This is a genomic window from Streptomyces sp. S063 (genome assembly GCF_002832675.1).
In the GTDB taxonomy this organism is placed as follows: Bacteria; Actinomycetota; Actinomycetes; order Streptomycetales; family Streptomycetaceae; genus Streptomyces; species Streptomyces sindenensis.
The window spans coordinates 3,123,954-3,141,464 of the sequence record NZ_CP021707.1; the positions used below are offsets into that span (position 1 = coordinate 3,123,954).

Sequence of the window (17,511 nt, forward strand, 5' to 3'; positions counted from 1 at the left end):
GTGCGGCTGCCAGAACCTCGCAGACTGTACTCCCGCTTTCTGGACATGCGTACGAAAGCCTATCGGTCCGCCACCGGGACGGACCGCACATCTCACGGCTGACCGGCGCGCTCCCAGCCGTGGCCGGGGCCCCCGTGCACGTACTCCGGACGCCCCTTCATCCCGCTCAGGCGGAACGGCTTCCCGTGGTCGTCGATCCGCAGCGTCCCCTCGTTGCCGCCGCTGCTCCACTCCAGCTCCAGGTACCAGCTGACGTCGTAGTTCACGGCCGTCATCTCCAGGTTGAAGACCTCCACGTCCTCGGACGACACCTTGTACGGGAAGTCCACCGCCGGAACCTCGATGTCCCCCTGCTTCCCCGGCACCGCCCGGAGGGTGGGGTGCCCGGCGTCGAGGCCGGCGGCGAAGGTCTGCGGGGTGATCCCGCTGCCGCAGCCGTTGCCCATCAGATACGCCGACCAGGGCAGCGGTGCCTTCCGGGACACGACGCGGACGTTCATCCCCTTCAGGACGACCGCCTCGCGCGAGGTCCCCTGCACGGTGAGCTGGAGCCGGGTGACCCCGCCCTCGACCCCGCCGTACGACTCCGCCCAGCCGCGCCGGTCCTGCGGTGCGGGCGGCGGGTCGAGCTTGTCCGGGCCCTGGTTGACCAGAAAGTGCTGCCCGCAGGGTTCATCCCAGTTGTACGAGGAGATGTTGACGGTCGGCGGAGCGCCGAGGCCCGTACCGCCGGCGCCCGCCGCACCGCCACCGCTCTGCGGCTGCCCCGGCCCGGAACCTCCCGGCTGCTTCGCGGACGGCTGCCCGGACGGGGAAGCGGACGCGCCCGCCGAGGAGCCGGACGGGCTCGGGCTCGCGGAGGGCCGGGGCGTACCGGAAGCGGAGCCTTCCGGAGCCGCGGCGAGGCCCCCGCCCGCGTCCTCCACCCGGTCCGCGGCGCTCCCGCCGCCGTCCTTCCCCGACCCGACGAGACCGACGGCGACGATGGTGCCGGGCACGAGGAGCGCGGCGACTCCGGCGGCGGCGATGAGCACCCGCGTACGCCGGGAGAGCCGGGCCCAACGGGAGCCAGGGCCCGACTCGGGTTCCCAGCGCACCTCCGGTGCCCGGCGCACCTCGGGTGCCCGGGACGGCTCAGGTTCCCCGGACGGCTCGGGCTCCCGGGATGCCGGGGTCGGCTCACTCGCCTCGCCCCTCCCGGGAACGGCGTCAGGCACGACAGCAGGCGCGGCGGCTCCCGCCGGAGCCCGCCGCCGGGCCGCGTCCGCCACGATCCACCGCCGGTGCACCTCCACCAGCTCGTCGCCCGACGCCCCGCACAGCCGCGCGAACCGCTCGATCGGCGCGTACTCGTTCGGCACCGCGTCCCCGTTGCAGTACCGGTGGAGGGTCGACGTACTGACGTGCAGCCTCCCGGCCAGCACCCCGTAGCTACGCCCCGAACGGTTCTTCAGTTCCTTCAGCAGGGCCGCGAAATGCTCGGCCTCAGGCGTCGCCACGACGGCGTTCCCCTCCCTCGTCCGTCCCGGAACGGCGTTCCAGGGACGCGGAATTCCCGCAGGTCACCGTACGCGTAGACGTTCCAGCATCCCCAATGGTTCGGCAGGCGTTGCGGCCGGATTCCGCCACCCCACAAGCTCGGACCAGACCACAGCAGGACCGCAGATCAACCGAGTACGGGGAGTACCACCGCCATGCGCACCAACCGCATCCGCACCACCGCCCTCGCCGCCACCGCCCTCGCGGCCGCCCTCTCGCTGACCGCCTGCGGCGGGGACGACAAGGCCATGGGGACCAAGCCGGCCGTCGCCGCCGAGACGGCGACCCCTGCGGCGACGAACACCGACGGCAAGGCACCGACGGACGCGCCGGAGGCCGGCGCACCCGAGACGCAGACCGTGCCCACCGAGGGGAAGCACGCGGGCGGCAACGGCGACAGCCGCGCCAAGAAGCCGGAGACCGCGCAGAACGCGGAGGCGGCGGCCTCGATCCCGGCCTGTACGCCCAAGAACTCCACGATCAAGGTCTCCTCGGTGAGCCGCCCGATCAACCACCTGCTGCTCACGGTGACCAACACCGGCTCCAAGGACTGCGCCGCGTACTACGCGCCGTTCCTCCGCTTCGACGACGCGCAGGCGGTGTACCCGATCCTCGACGACAGCAAGCCGCAGTCGGTCGTCGTGCTCTCTCCGGGTGAGAAGGCGTACGCGGGCATCGGCCTGCTCGGCGAGCCCGGCGAGAACGAGCCGGTCAAGAGCGACAACCTCGGCGTGATCATGGTCGACAAGAACAACAAGCCCAAGGGCGAGGCCACGCTGAAGCTCCCGGCGGAGACGTACACGGACAGCCTGGGCTTCGTCACCTACTGGCAGTCGGACATCGAGACCGCACTGATGTTCTGAGCGTACGAGGCGCCCCGGGCCAGTGCCTGACGTGCCGTAACCATGCGCGACCCGTACAGATGTGTTGTACGGGTCGCGCATGCGTGAAGCGAGGTCCGGGGTGGGAGGGGGAACCGTATGCACCCCAGAAAGCGGCAGCGCAAAAACGCGTCGACGATGAAGCTCGTGGGCAAGCTCCTGGCCCGGTTCCGCGCCGAGGCGGGCATGACCCAGGTCGAACTGGCCCTGGCGGCAGGCGTACAGGAGGGCACGATCGCCTCCATCGAGCAGGGCAGACGCTCGCTCGTGCCGGATCTGGCGGAAACGATCGACGATCTGCTGGACACCAAGGGCGCGTTGGCGACGGCGGTCGACAACATGCCGGAATACGACCTGATTCCGCTGTGGGCCGAGCACTACCTCAACATGGAGCACGAGGCGCTGGCGCTGTCCTGGTACGACAACCAGGTCATCCCGGGCCTGCTCCAGACGAAGGCGTACGCGGACGCGGTGTTCAGCAACGAAATCCCCGCCTACAGCCCGGAGGAGATCGAGACGCAGACAGTCGCCTACGACTGGCGGAAGTCGAGCTACAGCTCCGACGAAGGCGGGGCCTGCGTCGAGATCGCCGCGCACCCCGCCGCCGTCCACGTCCGTGACTCGAAGGACATCGAGGGCCCGACATTCACCGTCGCGCCTTCCGCTTGGTCGGCGTTCGCCGCCTACGCGGCCACCGCCACCGCCTGACGCTCTCCGGTCATCCCGCCCGGACCGTCTCGTAACGGAGCAGGACGACTCCGTTCCCGAAGGTCCGGGTCTCCAGCAGCCGGAGCATCTGCCGCTCCTCCGCGTCCCGGAAGAAGGGGCGGCCCCGGCCGAGGATGACGGGGTGGATGTAGATCCGGTACTCGTCGATCAGATCGGCCTGCCGAAACGACTCCAGCAGATCTGCCCCGCCGACCACCAGATCCCCCGAGGCGGCGTCCCGCAGGCCGCGCACCTGCTCGGGGTCGACCTCGTGCAGCAGGGTCGCGTTCGGCCCCACGCTCTCCAGCGTCCGCGAGAAGACGAACTTCGGCATGTCCCGCCAGATGCCCGCGAATTCGGCCATCGGGCCCTCGTTGTCCGGGTCCTGATCGGCGGTCGGCCAGAACTCCTCCATCAGCTCGTAGGTGACACGCCCTTCCACGAACCCGCCCATGGTCCGGAAGTAGTCGTTGAAGTGCTGGTGCACCTCCTCGTCGACCGTGTGCCAGTCGATGTCCTGGTCGGGCCCTTCGAAGAAGCCGTCGAGGGAGAGCGAGATGGACGTGACGATCCTGTTCACGGAGACTCCTGGGGGTTCGTTAGGTGACTCGCGGGGTGGCTCGCGAGGTGGCTTCTTCCTGGCGTCGCACCATCTCGGCGATCCAGGCGGGCGCGTACGGGGACGTGCAGTTCGGCGGGGCCGGGTAGTCCTTGAGGACCTCCAGACGCTCACCGATGGCGATGGCACGGGCGCGGTGTCCGGGGTGCTGGATGCCGATCTGGGCCAGGCAGTGGTTCATCGCCCACTGGAGCCGGTCCGGGGCGTCCTTCATCTCCGCCTCGACGGTGTCCAGCAGCCCGGCGAGGTCCAGCCCTTCGGGCTTCTTCACCACCCGCTCGGTGGTCAGCGCCCACCCGGCGCTCGCGACCACGGGGTCGGGGTCCTCGGTCCAGGCGAGGCGCAGCTCCTCGGCGTGCGGGCTCTTCTTCACCACGTAGTTGACGAGCCAGTCGTGCACCTTGGGGGCGCGCGCCTCCCGGAGCATGGTGTCCAGCTCCTCGCGCCCGAAGGCCTTCGGGCGGCAGATCAGGAGCGCCAGGAGGCGGGCCGCGGTGTCGTCAGTGGCCCAGAGGTCGCGGGCGAGGTCCTGCTGCGTCTTGAGCCGCTTGGCCAGTGCGCGCAGCCTGCCGAGGTTCACGCCGTGGTCGTCGCCGTGCCGCTCGTTGACCGCGCGCGTCTTCGGGTTTTCCAGCCCGGCCAGCTCCGCCATGACCTGCGCCGCAGTCGTTCCGGTCGTCCCGGACTTCGCGGTCCCCGCTGTCATCGCGGTCTCCTTCCCGTGGCCGTGCTCGCGTCGCACGGCATTTTTCAGCCTATGACCGACAGGGGCCGCCCGCTCCCGCTCGGCCTCCGGTCGGCACAAGCTGTCCGTAACCGCTGTCCGTACCCACTGTCAGTGCCCCCGCCTAGGCTCCCCATCATGGCGACGCTCCCGAATCCTCTGCCCTCCCTGGCCTCCTCCGGCCTGGATCTCCCGCCCGGCTCCCTCGTGGACGCCACGCTGGACGGCCCCTGGCACGAGCCGCTGCTGTGGTACGCGGACGGCCCGGCGGCCCCGCGCGACTGGCCGGACCTGCGGGCGGCCGGGCGGCGGCTCGGGCTGCTGCCGGTGCTCGTCACCGGCGGCTCGCGCGACCAGTGGCCCGAGGACTGGGACCTCTGCCCGGACGACACCTCGTATCCCGGCGACCACGACGCCGACGAGGTCCTCGCGGGGTACTGGACGGACTACGCGGACGATGAGGTCGGCGGCGTGACGGCCGACGAGACCGGCGAGGAGAGCAGGGAGGACGGGGACAACGGGGAACAGTCCGGCGGCGCCGGCTCCTGGCCCGGCCTCGCGCCCGTCCCCGCCCGGGAGGCCCCCGAGGACCCGGACGCGGTGGCGGCAGGGCTCGCGGGAGTCATCGCCGCCGACGCCGACGCATGGCTCGGCGGAGCCCGCATCGCCCTCGTCCCGGCCCGCCGCAGCGCCGACATACCGGCGGCGATCGGCTGGTCGGGCCCGATGAACCACGAGAACGACGTGGCCCGGCTCTGCGCGGTGCTCCGCTCCTGGGAAGACCGCTACGACGCCCGGGTCGTGGTGCTCGGCTTCGACACGATGATCGTCTCCGTGGGCCGCCCGCCCGCCACGATCGAGGAGGCCCGCGCCCTGGCCGCCGAGCACTACGCGTTCTGCCCGGACAACATCGACCAGTCCCCGCCGTACGACCTCGACGCCTACGCCGAGAAGGCCGTGCTCAACCAGGAAGCGTGGTCGTTCTGGTGGGACTGAGCACGGACCTCGGCAAAATCAAGGCCTGGTGGCGCACGCTCGGCGGCGACCGCTTCGCCGTCCTGCCTCCCCCCACCCGCGGCCGCTACACCCAGTCGGACGGCCACGAGGACGCGGCGGAGATGTTCGCGTCCCGGGGCATCGCCACCGACACTTCCTTCGCCTACTGGCACTGGCAGTCCCATGACGCCTTCGCCCGCTCCGGCGAACTGACCGGCGTGCTCTACCTGCACTGGGGCGGCGACCACGCCACGGTCGCCGCCGGTCTCGGGGAGGGCCCGCCCGGCTACCGGATCGTCGACAACGGTCCGCAGGGGGCCTTCCAGCTGGACAAGGTCACGGCGACGGACGCCGACGGGCTGCCCGACCCCGAAGACACCGCGGGCGTACGCCAGTTCCTCGCCCGCGTCGACGAACCGCGCAGCCGGAGCACCCGGTCCACGGAGTACGACCCGCTGACCGCCGCCGAGGAACGCTGGCTCCACGACCGGCTGGCGGACCCCGTGGACCCGGCCACCGCCCACCGCTTCGCCGCCCCGCTGGAACACCGGCGGGCGCTGACCCCGGACGAGACGGCACGGCTGCTGTCCGCCTGGCGGGAGACGTACGCCGGACGGCTCACGGCGTGGCGCGGCTGGCGTTCCGTGCTCCTCGCGCTGCTGCGCCAGGAGCACCCGGAGGCCTGGGAGGTGGCCGCCGAGCTGGGAGCCGACGCGTCCCACGCCCTCGCCGCGCATCCGTCCCCGCGCTCGCTGGAGCTGCTCCGTGCGTGGGCGCTGACCGGTGACGGCGGTGCCGTACGCGGCTGGTTCCGCGCCCACCGCGCCCTGCGCGAACCGGACCCGGTGCGCGCCGCCGCCGCGCTCTCCGAGGAGCTGACGGCGCACACCGCACCCGAGACCGCGCAGACCGGCCTCCTCCACGCGCTGCGGGAAGCCGTCACGGCCGAGCACCGCACCCCCCGCCCGCCCACCTCCGACGGGTTCTTCCCGCTCCTGCTCTCCACCGTCCGGTTCGCCACGGACGAGCGGCTGCCGCGCCCGCTGCGGGTCGCCGCGGCGAAGGCCGCCGCCGACACGGCCGGCCGCGTGCGCGAAGCGGCCGGCCGACTCACCGACCCCGCCGAAACGGCCGACGCACTGGCGGCCGTCGACCGCTACGAGACCGCCCGCGACGACCTCCTCGCGGGCACCGGCCCCGACCTCACCGGCTACGAGGGCGGCCTCGGCGACATCTGGCACCGCTACCGCACCCTCGCCCCGTCCGACGTCCAGTGGCTCCGCGACCGGCTGGCCGACCCGTCCACCGGCGTCCAGGGCATCGCGTTCTGCCTGGAGTTGCTGTACGCCCACGGCGAGGCCACGGAGACGGAACTCCAGGCGCTCCTCCCCCGCTGGAAGAAGGAGCTGACCAAGCAGTACCGCACCACGTACACCGAGTGGCGCCATCCGTTGGTCACCCTGACCTGCCTGGCGCTCGACCTGGAACACCCCGCCGCGGCCGACCTGCTGGCCTGGTGGGCGAAGCCCAAACCGCTCTGGAAGGGCCCGGTCCGGCTGCTCACCCACCTCGGCGCGCCCGACGAGGAGAAGGCCGCCGAGCTGTGGGAGTTCATCGTCTCCGGCGGACACGACACCGGGCACCTGACGACCTGGGTGCTGCTCCGCGCCCGCCTGGACGGCACCCACCCCCTGCACGTCGCGGAGCGGCTGATCGACGAGCCGGGCATCCGCGCGTACGTCCTGCACCGCGTCCTGATCGGGGTCGCCGACCCCGCCCAGCCGCTCTGGCACTACGCGATCGACCCGCGCAGCCACAGCTGGTGGCACCGCGCCCAGGAGGTGGCCGACCACCCCGCGCTCTCCGCCGGGGCCCGCGCGATCGGGCTGAAGGCGGCCCGCGAGCACTACGTCACGCGCCGCCCGGACCAGGTGCGCCCGGCCCTCACGGAAGGCGAGGTGAACGCGGCACGCGCCTGGCTGGCGGCCCGCGCCGACCGGACCGCCGCCGACTGAGCCCTCGTACTCATGCGGGCGGCGGCCCCGCACGGTTCACTCGGAGACATGAGCGACGACAGGCCCGGGACCGCCCCCGCACCCGCCCCCGACGAGACGCCCGACCCCCGTGCCTGGATCGCCCCGCTGATCTCCACGGTCGTCACCGTGCCGCTGGGGCTGCTCGCCCTGCTCTACGGAGCGCTCTCCCCCATGGAGTGCGACTCCTGCAACGGCGCGGTGGCCGACCGCTTCCACGACAGCTGGATGATCGGGTGGACCGTCCTGTGGATCGGCCTGCTCATCGCCCTGGCCGTGCTGATCGCGAGCTGGGCGGTCCCCCGCCGGCTCCGCTTCGCCGCCCGCCGCGTGGGGCTGGCCCTGGCCGCGCCCGCCACCGTGGGGGTCACTTTCGTAGCATTCATGGCACTGGTCGACTGGCCCTGACAGAAAGTGTCCACCCCCATGAACGACACGAGCGTCCCGACCACGACGGAAACCGCCTCCGCGACGGAAGCGGCCGAGGTCGCCGAACGCCTGATAGCCGAGTTCCGCGCGCTGCCACCGGGCAACGACCGCAAGCGGGAGATCATCACCGAGCTGGACGACAACGCCCAGGCGCTGCCGTTCCTCGTCTCGGTCGTCGCGGACCCGGGCGAGTACGACCTGGCCCGGGTCGAGAGCGCCACCGTCCTGCGCCTGTGGCCCCCGGCCGATCCTGCTCTGCGCCACGAAGCGGGCCGCGCCCTGCTCACCGCGCTGCGTGATCCGGCGGAGGACCTGGTCCGGCAGTACGCGGCGATGTCGCTGGCGCCCTACACCGACGACCCGGTCGTCGCCACGGTCCTGGACACCACCGCACGGGCCGACGAGGACCCGCTCGTCCGGGACAGCGCACGCTTCTCCATCAAGGAGGCCCACCGGCTCCAGGAGACCGGAGCGGGTGGGCCGTGATCACGCGGGGGCTCAGCCCCTGCCGCGTCCGAGCCACTGGGCCGCCTCGGTCGCCCAGTAGGTGAGGATCATCTGCGCCCCGGCCCGCCGGATCCCGGTCAGGCTCTCCAGGATCGCCTTGTCCCGGTCGATCCAGCCCTTCTCGGCGGCGGCCTCGATCATCGCGTACTCGCCGCTGATCTGGTACGCCGCGACCGGCACGTCCACGGACTCCGCGACCTTGGCGAGGATGTCCAGATACGGTCCGGCGGGCTTCACCATGACCATGTCCGCACCCTCGGCCAGGTCCAGCGCCAGCTCCCGCAGCGACTCGCGGGCGTTGGCCGGGTCCTGCTGGTAGGTCTTGCGGTCGCCGGTCAGCGAGGAGCCGACGGCCTCGCGGAAGGGGCCGTAGAAGGCGGAGCTGTACTTCACGGTGTAGGCGAGGATCGACACGTCCTCGTGGCCGGTCTGGTCCAGGGCGTCCCGGATCACGCCGACCTGACCGTCCATCATCCCGCTGGGGCCCACCACATGGGCCCCGGCGTCCGCCTGGACCTGGGCCATCTCCGCGTACCGCTCCAGGGTCGCGTCGTTGTCCACCCGGCCGTCGGCCGTCAGGACCCCGCAGTGGCCGTGGTCGGTGTACTCGTCCAGGCAAAGGTCCGACATGATCACCAGGTCGTCGCCGACCTCCTCGCGGACCGCGCGCAGGGCGACCTGGAGGATCCCGTCCGGGTCGGTGCCCGCCGTGCCCCGGGCGTCCTTCTTCCCGTCCTCCGGCACCCCGAAGAGCATGATCCCCGAGACCCCGGCGGAAGCCGCCTCGACGGCCGCCTTCCGCAGGGTGTCCAGGGTGTGCTGGTGCACGCCGGGCATGGCCGAGATGGCGACCGGGGCGTCGATGCCCTCCCGGACGAACGCGGGGAGGATCAGGTTCGCGGGGTCGAGCCGTGTCTCGGCGACCATCCGCCGCATCGCCGGGGTCGTCCGCAGCCGCCGGGGGCGGGAACCGGGGAAGTTCGCGTACGCAGTCATCCTTCGACGATAGACCCGTACGCCCCACGGTCTTACCGACACCGGTGCCGGGAAAGGCCCGCGAACAGGCCCCTGACAGGGCCCACACGCCCGGCCCGGAAAGGCGGCGGGCCCGGCCGCCGAAGCGACCGGGCCCACTCACCCGCGTACTGCCGTTACGTCGTCGTCCGGCGTCTGCGCGCACCGGGGCGGCGCTCGCTCGGCCGGGTCACCGGGTCGCCGGCGTCCTTCGCCGCGTCCCGGCGCTGCGCGCCGAAGGCGGCGAGCGCCTCGGCGAGCTTGTGCACCGACGGCTCGGGGGACAGCACGTCCACCCGGAGGCCGTGCTCCTCGGCGGTCTTCGCGGTGGCCGGGCCGATGCACGCGATCACGGTCACGTTGTGCGGCTTGCCCGCGATGCCGACCAGGTTCCGCACCGTCGAGGACGAGGTGAACAGGACCGCGTCGAAGCCGCCGCCCTTGATCGCCTCGCGGGTGTCGGCCGGCGGCGGCGAGGCGCGGACCGTGCGGTACGCGGTGACGTCGTCGACCTCCCACCCCAGCTCGATCAGCCCGGCGACCAGGGTCTCGGTGGCGATGTCGGCGCGCGGCAGGAACACCCGGTCGATCGGGTCGAAGACCGGGTCGTAGGGCGGCCAGTCCTCCAGCAGCCCGGCGGCGGACTGCTCGCCGGAGGGCACCAGATCCGGCTTGACGCCGAAGTCGATCAGCGCGGCAGCCGTCTGCTCGCCGACGGCGGCGACCTTGATCCCGGCGAAGGCCCGGGCGTCGAGACCGTACTCCTCGAACTTCTCCCGGACCGCCTTGACGGCGTTCACGCTGGTGAAGGCGATCCACTCGTAGCGTCCGGTGACCAGGCCCTTGACCGCGCGCTCCATCTGCTGGGGCGTACGCGGCGGTTCGACGGCGATCGTCGGGACCTCGTGCGGCACCGCACCGTAGGAACGCAGCTGGTCGGAGAGCGACGCGGCCTGCTCCTTGGTACGCGGGACGAGCACCCTCCAGCCGAACAGCGGCTTGGACTCGAACCACGCGAGCTGGTCGCGCTGGGCGGCGGAGCTGCGCTCTCCGACCACGGCTATGACCGGCCGGTGGCCCTCGGGCGAGGGGAGCACCTTGGCCTGCTTGAGGGTCTGGGCGATCGTCCCGAGGGTCGCCGTCCAGGTGCGCTGGCGGGTGGTGGTGCCCGCGATCGTCACGGTGAGCGGAGTGTCGGGCTTGCGGCCCGCCGAGACGAGCTCACCGGCGGCGGCCGCGACCGCGTCCAGGGTGGTGGAGACGACGGCGGTCGCGTCACTCGCGCCGACCTCGCTCCAGCACCGGTCGGAGGCCGTACGGGCGTCGACGAAACGGACGTCCGCGCCCTGCTCGTCGCGGAGCGGCACCCCGGCGTACGCGGGCACGCCGACGGCGTTCGCGATGCCCGGGACCACCTCGAAGGGCACCCCGGCGGCGGCGCAGGCGAGCATCTCCGCACCCGCGTCGCCGTCCAGACCCGGATCGCCCGCGACGGCACGGACCACCCGCCTGCCGCCCTTCGCGGCCTCCATGACAAGATTGGCCGCATCCCTGAGAACGGGTACACCGGCGCTTGTTGACGAGACGTCAACAAGCGTCAGCTCAGGCGTGCTCACGCCTTCCCGCGCATGGCTGCGAACGACGTCGAGCACATCGGGCTCGGCGACAAGGACGTCCGCGCTCGCGAGCGCTTCGACAGCGCGCAGAGTCAGCAGTCCCGGGTCGCCGGGACCGGCGCCGAGGAAGGTGACCTGGCCTTGGGCGGACAGGGCCGGAAAGTCGGATGCGGCGGGGCCGGTGGGGCTCAAAGTGCTCGCTCCCCCATAAGACCGGCCGCACCCTTGGCGAGCATCTCGGACGCGAGTTCGCGACCGAGGGCCGCCGCGTCGTCGTGCGACGTGGGGACGGGACCGGTGGTGGACAGCTGTACCAGCGAGGAACCGTCGGTGGAACCGACGACTCCGCGCAGGCGCAGTTCGTTGACAACATGCCCGTCGGCCAGGACGTCGGCCAGCGCACCCACAGGTGCGGAGCAGCCGGCCTCCAGGGCGGCGAGCAGGGCGCGCTCGGCGGTCACGGCGACCCGGGTGTACGGGTCGTCGAGCTCGGCGAGCGCGGCGGCGAGGTCGCCGCTGGACGCGGCGCACTCGATCGCCAGTGCTCCCTGGCCGGGAGCGGGCAGGACGGTGTCGACCGGCAGGAAGTCGGTCACCTCACCGCTCCGCCCGAGACGGCTGAGCCCGGCGGCGGCGAGGACCACCGCGTCGAGCTCGCCGTCGCGCACGAACCCGATCCGCGTGTCGACGTTGCCCCGGATGGGGACGGTCTCGATCCGCAGTCCGTGGGAACGGGCGTACGCGTTGAGCTGCGCCATGCGGCGCGGCGAACCGGTGCCGATGCGGGCGCCGTCGGGCAGCTGCTCGAAGGTCAGCCCGTCCCGGGCGACGAGCGCGTCGCGCGGGTCCTCGCGCTGCGGCACGGCGGCCAGCACGAGGTCGTCGGGCTGGCTGGTCGGCAGGTCCTTGAGCGAGTGAACGGCGAAGTCCACCTCGCCCCGCGCCAGCGCCTCGCGCAGGGCGGCGACGAAGACGCCGGTGCCGCCGATCTGCGCCAGGTGCTCGCGGGAGGTGTCCCCGTACGTGGTGATCTCGACGAGCTCGACGGCGCGCCCGGTCACCTCGCGGACCGCCTCGGCGACGAGCCCGGACTGGGCCATGGCGAGCTTGGAGCGCCGGGTGCCCAGCCGGAGCGGCGCGGCGCCCCGCGCTTCCGGCGATGAGTTGTCGGTCATGACCGCCCTCTATTCGGGTCGTTCAGGTCGGCCCGGGAGACGGCGGCCACCGTCTGCGGGTCGAGGTCGAAGAGTTCTCGCAGCGCGTCCGCGTACCCGGCGCCGCCGGGCTCGCTGGCGAGCTGCTTGACCCGCACGGTGGGCGCGTGCAGGAGCTTGTCGACGACGCGGCGCACGGTCTGGGTGATCTCGGCGCGCTGCTTCTCGTCCAGGTCGGGGAGGCGGCCGTCCAGCCGGGCGATCTCGCCGGCGACCACGTCGGCGGCCATGGTGCGCAGGGCGACCACGGTCGGGGCGACGTGCGCGGCGCGCTGGGCGGCGCCGAAGGCGGCCACCTCGTCGGAGACGATCGTGCGGACCCGGTCCACGTCGGCGGCCATCGGCGCGTCGGCGGACGCCTCGGCGAGCGACTCGATGTCGACGAGGCGCACCCCGGCGATGCGGTGGGCCGCGCCGTCGATGTCGCGCGGCATGGCGAGGTCGAGGAGGGCCAGCCGGACCGGGCCGGTGGACTGGGCGGGCACGGTGGCCCGGGGCGGCGCGGTCACCGGACCGGCGTGCGCGGCGGAGGCGGCGGAACCGTTCTCCACCCAGGCGGCATGCTGGTCGACGTCGCCCGGGGCCGGGGCGACGGCGGTGACCGCAGGTGCTTCGGGCGCGGCGTCCAGGGTCACACCCAGGGCGTCGGCGAGGGCGTCGGCGGTGAGCACGAGGCCGGTGGAGCCGGTGCAGGAGACGACGATGTGGGCACGTGTCAGTTCGTCGCCCACCGCGGACATCTCGACGGCGCGGGCGCGCACGGCGGTGTCGTCGCCCTGCTGGAGGATCTCCACGAGGCGGTCCGCGCGGGAGCGGGTCCGGTTGGCGACGACGATCTCGGCGACACCGGTGCGGGCGAGGGTCGCGGCGGCCAGCGAGGACATCGAGCCGGCGCCGATGACCAGGGCGCGCTTGCCCCCGGCCCACAGGGCGGGGTCGGCCCCGGCGGCGAGCTGCTGGAGCCCGAAGGTGACGAGCGACTGCCCGGCCCGGTCGATCCCGGTCTCGCTGTGGGCGCGCTTGCCGACCCGCAGGGCCTGCTGGAAGAGGTCGTTCAGCAGCCGTCCGGCGGTGTGCAGCTCCTGGCCGCGCGCGAGCGCGTCCTTGATCTGGCCGAGGATCTGGCCCTCGCCGACGACCATCGAGTCGAGCCCGCAGGCCACCGAGAACAGGTGGTGGACGGCCCGGTCCTCGTAGTGCACATAGAGATACGGAGTGAGCTCCTCGAGACCGACGCCGCTGTGCTGGGCGAGCAGGGTGGAGAGCTCGGCGACGCCCGCGTGGAACTTGTCCACGTCGGCGTACAGCTCGATGCGGTTGCAGGTGGCCAGCACGGCGGCCTCGGTCGCGGGTTCCGCGGCGAGGGTGTCCTGGAGCAGCTTGGCCTGGGTGTCGGCAGCGAGGGACGCCCGCTCCAGTACGGAGACGGGGGCGCTGCGGTGGCTCAGCCCGACGACGAGGAGGCTCATGCGGGCATCACGGCGGGCATGTCCCCGTCGGGTCCTTTCCGGCCGGTGGGCGTGGCGCGCATCGGGGGCGCGCCCTCGTCCTCGGCGGTGGCGTCCTCGCCCGCCTTGCGCTGCTCGTGGAACGCGAGGATCTGGAGCTCGATGGAGAGGTCGACCTTGCGTACGTCGACGCCCTCGGGCACCGACAGGACGGTCGGCGCGAAGTTCAGGATGGAGGTCACCCCCGCGGCGACGAGCCGGTCGCAGACCTGCTGGGCGGCGCCGGGCGGGGTGGTGATCACACCGATGGACACACCGTTCTCGCTGATGATCCGGTCGAGGTCGTCGGTGTGCTGGACGGGGATCCCCGCCACCGGCGTACCGGCCATGGCGGGGTCGGCGTCGATCAGCGCCGCGACGCGGAAGCCGCGGGAGGCGAAGCCGCCGTAGTTGGCGAGGGCCGCGCCGAGGTTACCGATACCGACGATCGCGACCGGCCAGTCCTGGGTGAGCCCGAGCTCACGGGAGATCTGGTAGACGAGATACTCGACGTCGTACCCGACACCCCGGGTGCCGTAGGACCCCAGGTAGCTGAAGTCCTTGCGCAGCTTCGCCGAGTTGACGCCGGCCGCCGTGGCCAGCTCCTCGGAGGAGACCGTGGGGACCGATCGCTCGGAGAGCGCGGTCAGGGCGCGCAGGTACAACGGAAGTCGGGCGACGGTGGCCTCGGGAATTCCTCGGCTACGGGTCGCCGGTCGGTGAGTTCGGCCAGTTGCCACGGTGCTCCTGCGGGATGAGCGGGGCTGCAGGCGGCCGTATGTCCCAAGACCGCCCCGTCGAATGCAGGCTATGTCTTTGTGAACGCGTGCACAAAGATTGTGTCCGTTTTGTCCGGTCAAAGTGACCGGGGTCACGCGCATTCCCCGCGCGATCCCGGAACCAGGGACCGCAACGGCCCGTTGCAGCCTCGAAGAGGGCAAAGCGGTACACACTCCTCACAACTAAGCCCCCGAGGCCACTCAAAACGCCCGCAATGTTAACCGGGTTTCGCGTCCGCACCCAGCGCCTTGCGCAGCCTGGCCGGGTCCACGCGCCAGAACGTGTGCTGTTCGCCATCGATCAGCACCACCGGAATCTGCTCCCAGTACTCCTTGTACAGCTCCTCGTCCTCGGTGATGTCCTTCTCCACCCACGACGCACCGGTCTCCGCGCAGACCGCGCCCACCACCGCCCGCGCGTCCTCGCACAGATGACAGCCCGGCTTCCCGACCAGCGTGACCACCCGCTCGGCGGGCTTCTTCTTCGTACGTCGCAGCAGAGGACTCATGCTCTCCATTCTGCGCCCGCCGCGCCCCCTTCCCGGGACTGCGCGACCCACCCCCGGGGCCGCCCGGAATCGACCGATTCACCATTCCGCCCCGAAGCGTTCACGCCACCGCATCACGGCAGGTCGGGCACGGACCGGCGGACTGGCTATGCTCACCGCATGGCCGCTCTTGGATGGCTCACCCCCCGTAGGCGCTCCGCGACTGCGCGCAGCGTCCTGGCAGGCGAGGCCGCCGCCGAGGCCGCGCGCAGGACCTCGGCCGCCGACGACGACGCCGCCCTGCTGACCGCCACCCCCGAAGAGGCGCCCGAGGAGCCCGCGTTCCCGGTCGCCGGGGACGTCCGCGCCGCCGCCTTCTTCGACCTCGACAACACCGTGATGCAGGGCGCCGCGATCTTCCACTTCGGCCGCGGCCTCTACAAGCGCAAGTTCTTCGAACGCCGCGAACTCACCCGGTTCGCCTGGCAGCAGGCGTGGTTCCGGCTGGCCGGCGTCGAGGACCCCGAACACATGCAGGACGCCCGCGACAGCGCCCTGTCCATCGTCAAGGGCCACCGCGTCTCCGAGCTGATGTCCATCGGCGAGGAGATCTACGACGAGTACATGGCCGACCGCATCTGGCCCGGCACCCGCGCCCTGGCCCAGGCCCACCTGGACGCCGGACAGAAGGTCTGGCTGGTCACCGCCGCACCCGTGGAGACCGCCACCATCATCGCCCGTCGCCTGGGCCTGACCGGTGCGCTCGGCACCGTCGCCGAATCGGTCGACGGCGTCTACACCGGCCGCCTGGTCGGCGAACCCCTGCACGGCCCCGCCAAGGCCGAGGCCGTCCGGGCCCTGGCCGCCGCCGAGGACCTCGACCTGGACCGCTGCGCCGCCTACAGCGACTCGCACAACGACATCCCGATGCTCTCGCTGGTCGGCCACCCCTACGCGATCAACCCGGACACCAAGCTCCGCAAGTACGCCCGCGCCCGCGACTGGCGGCTGCGCGACTACCGCACCGGCCGCAAGGCGGCCAAGGTCGGCATCCCGGCCGCCGCCGGGGTCGGCGCGCTCGCGGGCGGCACGGCCGCCGCGCTCGCCCTGCACCGCCGCCGCCGCTGACCCCACCCCCCGCTCCGCACCCCGTGCCCGCCCGCACCGTCCGGTCACGGCGCGCAGCCACGCCCGAAGCCCTACCGCCGGCCGAAAGCCGTTTCGCCGATCGCACCGACGCCCCCTCCGGCCAGCCGGATCGCCGACGCACGGCCACAACCCGTCGCCCCCATAGGCAGATCACGAAGTAATCCGATCAATAAACGGTCACCATGTGCGACTTGATACGTCACTTAGCGATAAGAGAAGCGACGGAACCGGTGATTTAGACAACTGGGTGTAGCGCTGCCTGCACGAAGCGTTATTCTCCTCAGACGCATCACGGAGACCGTCACCCGCTACCACGGGTGACGATTTTCGAACTGCTCGTGATGGAAGCTCTGCCTCTGGGAGTCCCGTGTACCCACACGTCGGGGTTGACGCCTCGGGCCTGGCTACGCTGCGTGCATCGGTCATTGACCGCTTGCGCGGCTTCGTCCCCACCGCGTACGCCGTCCCCGCCTTTGCCACCCCTGCACCTGCCGGCCCCTGCTACGCCCTGGCCGAACGCAGTGCGGCGGTCGGAAGACGCAGCACCCGCGCCGCCTCGACCACCACGTCGACCGTCCGCCGTCCCACGGCCGACAGCGACAGCGCGCGCATGATGGATCTCGTCGAGCGCGCACAGGCCGGTGAGGCGGACGCCTTCGGCCGCCTGTACGACCAGTACAGCGACACCGTGTACCGGTACATCTACTACCGCGTGGGCGGCAAGGCGACCGCGGAGGACCTCACCAGTGAGACCTTCCTCCGCGCTCTGCGCCGTATCTCCACGTTCACCTGGCAGGGCCGCGACTTCGGCGCCTGGCTGGTCACGATCGCTCGCAACCTGGTCGCCGACCACTTCAAATCCAGTCGTTTCCGACTGGAAGTGACCACCGGCGAAATGCTCGACGCCAACGAGGTGGCGCGCAGCCCGGAGGACTCCGTTCTGGAGTCCCTCTCCAACGCCGCTCTGCTCCAGGCCGTCCGGCGACTCAACCCCCAGCAGCAGGAGTGCGTCACCCTTCGGTTCCTCCAAGGGCTCTCGGTCGCCGAGACAGCCCGCGTGATGGGCAAGAACGAGGGCGCGATCAAGACCCTCCAGTATCGAGCCGTGCGGACGCTCGCCCGGCTCCTGCCGGACGACGCCCGCTGACGCCCCCTGCCGACCGTCCCCCGCCCACGACCCCTTGCCCCCGACCCCCCTGTTCACCAGCCTTGCGTGACCGCTCCGTCACGCACTGGTCCGATCATCTTTCGTGCGTAACCCAAGTGCCGCGCGCGTCGTTGTGCCGGTTGCAGGCCCCCTGTCGTCACCACCTGTCCGTCTCCGCTCA

General features: G+C 72.1%; 16 protein-coding genes and 2 pseudogenes. 9 read left to right on the top strand and 9 right to left on the bottom strand.

Annotated features, from left to right (window positions below):
- Nucleotides 1-92: 92 nt before the first annotated feature.
- A complete protein-coding gene (locus tag CCZ36_RS14145; RefSeq protein WP_128817787.1) occupies nucleotides 93-1,499 on the bottom strand; it encodes a helix-turn-helix domain-containing protein in 1,407 nt (468 codons plus the stop codon).
- A gap of 195 nt (nucleotides 1,500-1,694) precedes the next feature.
- Between CCZ36_RS14145 and CCZ36_RS14150 the strand changes: the two genes are divergently transcribed.
- The 3 genes and pseudogenes from CCZ36_RS14150 to CCZ36_RS36950 form a co-directional block, all read left to right on the top strand.
- Complete coding sequence (locus CCZ36_RS14150; RefSeq protein ID WP_128817788.1) at nucleotides 1,695-2,402, top strand: DUF4232 domain-containing protein; 708 nt, start codon at nucleotides 1,695-1,697, stop codon at nucleotides 2,400-2,402.
- 156 nt (nucleotides 2,403-2,558) lie between these two features.
- A pseudogene (locus tag CCZ36_RS35705) lies at nucleotides 2,559-2,966 on the top strand (Scr1 family TA system antitoxin-like transcriptional regulator); the annotation flags it as partial.
- Nucleotides 2,967-3,128: pseudogene (locus CCZ36_RS36950) on the top strand (DUF397 domain-containing protein); the annotation flags it as partial.
- 10 nt (nucleotides 3,129-3,138) lie between these two features.
- Here CCZ36_RS36950 and CCZ36_RS14160 read toward each other — a convergent pair.
- On the bottom strand, nucleotides 3,139-3,708 hold the full coding sequence (locus CCZ36_RS14160) for a dihydrofolate reductase family protein (RefSeq protein ID WP_128817789.1): 570 nt from the start codon (nucleotides 3,706-3,708) through the stop codon (nucleotides 3,139-3,141).
- 19 nt (nucleotides 3,709-3,727) lie between these two features.
- Nucleotides 3,728-4,453, bottom strand: a complete 726-nt coding sequence (locus tag CCZ36_RS14165; protein WP_128817790.1) for a DNA alkylation repair protein — start codon at nucleotides 4,451-4,453, stop codon at nucleotides 3,728-3,730.
- 156 nt (nucleotides 4,454-4,609) lie between these two features.
- Between CCZ36_RS14165 and CCZ36_RS14170 the strand changes: the two genes are divergently transcribed.
- Genes CCZ36_RS14170 through CCZ36_RS14185 form a run of 4 tightly spaced genes read left to right on the top strand, consistent with a single transcriptional unit; the run spans nucleotide 4,610 to nucleotide 8,415 of the window.
- On the top strand, nucleotides 4,610-5,467 hold the full coding sequence (locus tag CCZ36_RS14170) for a DUF4253 domain-containing protein (RefSeq protein ID WP_128817791.1): 858 nt from the start codon (nucleotides 4,610-4,612) through the stop codon (nucleotides 5,465-5,467).
- Complete coding sequence (locus CCZ36_RS14175) at nucleotides 5,446-7,482, top strand: hypothetical protein (protein ID WP_128817792.1); 2,037 nt, start codon at nucleotides 5,446-5,448, stop codon at nucleotides 7,480-7,482. Before CCZ36_RS14170 ends, CCZ36_RS14175 begins: the two co-directional genes overlap by 22 nt.
- 48 nt (nucleotides 7,483-7,530) lie before the next feature.
- Nucleotides 7,531-7,908: a hypothetical protein gene (locus CCZ36_RS14180; RefSeq protein WP_128817793.1), complete on the top strand. Its 378-nt coding sequence runs from the start codon at nucleotides 7,531-7,533 to the stop codon at nucleotides 7,906-7,908.
- 18 nt (nucleotides 7,909-7,926) lie between these two features.
- Complete coding sequence (locus CCZ36_RS14185; RefSeq protein ID WP_069737043.1) at nucleotides 7,927-8,415, top strand: hypothetical protein; 489 nt, start codon at nucleotides 7,927-7,929, stop codon at nucleotides 8,413-8,415.
- A gap of 12 nt (nucleotides 8,416-8,427) precedes the next feature.
- Here the strand turns inward: CCZ36_RS14185 and hemB are convergent, their stop codons facing one another.
- From hemB to CCZ36_RS14215, 6 genes are all read right to left on the bottom strand, one after another.
- The gene (gene hemB / locus CCZ36_RS14190; RefSeq protein WP_128817794.1) at nucleotides 8,428-9,432 is read right to left on the bottom strand and encodes a porphobilinogen synthase; all 1,005 of its coding nucleotides are present in this window, start codon (nucleotides 9,430-9,432) and stop codon (nucleotides 8,428-8,430) included.
- Nucleotides 9,433-9,587: 155 nt separating this feature from the next.
- A complete protein-coding gene (locus CCZ36_RS14195) occupies nucleotides 9,588-11,258 on the bottom strand; it encodes a uroporphyrinogen-III synthase (RefSeq protein WP_069737041.1) in 1,671 nt (556 codons plus the stop codon).
- Nucleotides 11,255-12,241: a hydroxymethylbilane synthase gene (hemC, locus tag CCZ36_RS14200; RefSeq protein ID WP_069737040.1), complete on the bottom strand. Its 987-nt coding sequence runs from the start codon at nucleotides 12,239-12,241 to the stop codon at nucleotides 11,255-11,257. Before hemC ends, CCZ36_RS14195 begins: the two co-directional genes overlap by 4 nt.
- On the bottom strand, nucleotides 12,238-13,749 hold the full coding sequence (locus CCZ36_RS14205) for a glutamyl-tRNA reductase (protein WP_128817795.1): 1,512 nt from the start codon (nucleotides 13,747-13,749) through the stop codon (nucleotides 12,238-12,240). The genes hemC and CCZ36_RS14205 overlap by 4 nt, the downstream gene beginning before the upstream one ends.
- Nucleotides 13,746-14,507, bottom strand: coding sequence for a redox-sensing transcriptional repressor Rex (locus CCZ36_RS14210; protein ID WP_069737038.1), 762 nt, complete (start codon nucleotides 14,505-14,507; stop codon nucleotides 13,746-13,748). The genes CCZ36_RS14205 and CCZ36_RS14210 overlap by 4 nt, the downstream gene beginning before the upstream one ends.
- A 257-nt stretch (nucleotides 14,508-14,764) precedes the next feature.
- A complete protein-coding gene (locus CCZ36_RS14215) occupies nucleotides 14,765-15,055 on the bottom strand; it encodes a glutaredoxin family protein (RefSeq protein ID WP_069737151.1) in 291 nt (96 codons plus the stop codon).
- Nucleotides 15,056-15,214: 159 nt separating this feature from the next.
- On the opposite strand from CCZ36_RS14215, the gene CCZ36_RS14220 reads away from it, so the two are divergent.
- Nucleotides 15,215-16,162, top strand: a complete 948-nt coding sequence (locus CCZ36_RS14220; RefSeq protein ID WP_069742068.1) for an HAD family hydrolase — start codon at nucleotides 15,215-15,217, stop codon at nucleotides 16,160-16,162.
- A gap of 388 nt (nucleotides 16,163-16,550) precedes the next feature.
- Nucleotides 16,551-17,330, top strand: a complete 780-nt coding sequence (locus CCZ36_RS14225; RefSeq protein WP_032766607.1) for an ECF subfamily RNA polymerase sigma factor, BldN family — start codon at nucleotides 16,551-16,553, stop codon at nucleotides 17,328-17,330.
- The last annotated feature ends 181 nt before the right edge of the window (nucleotides 17,331-17,511 follow it).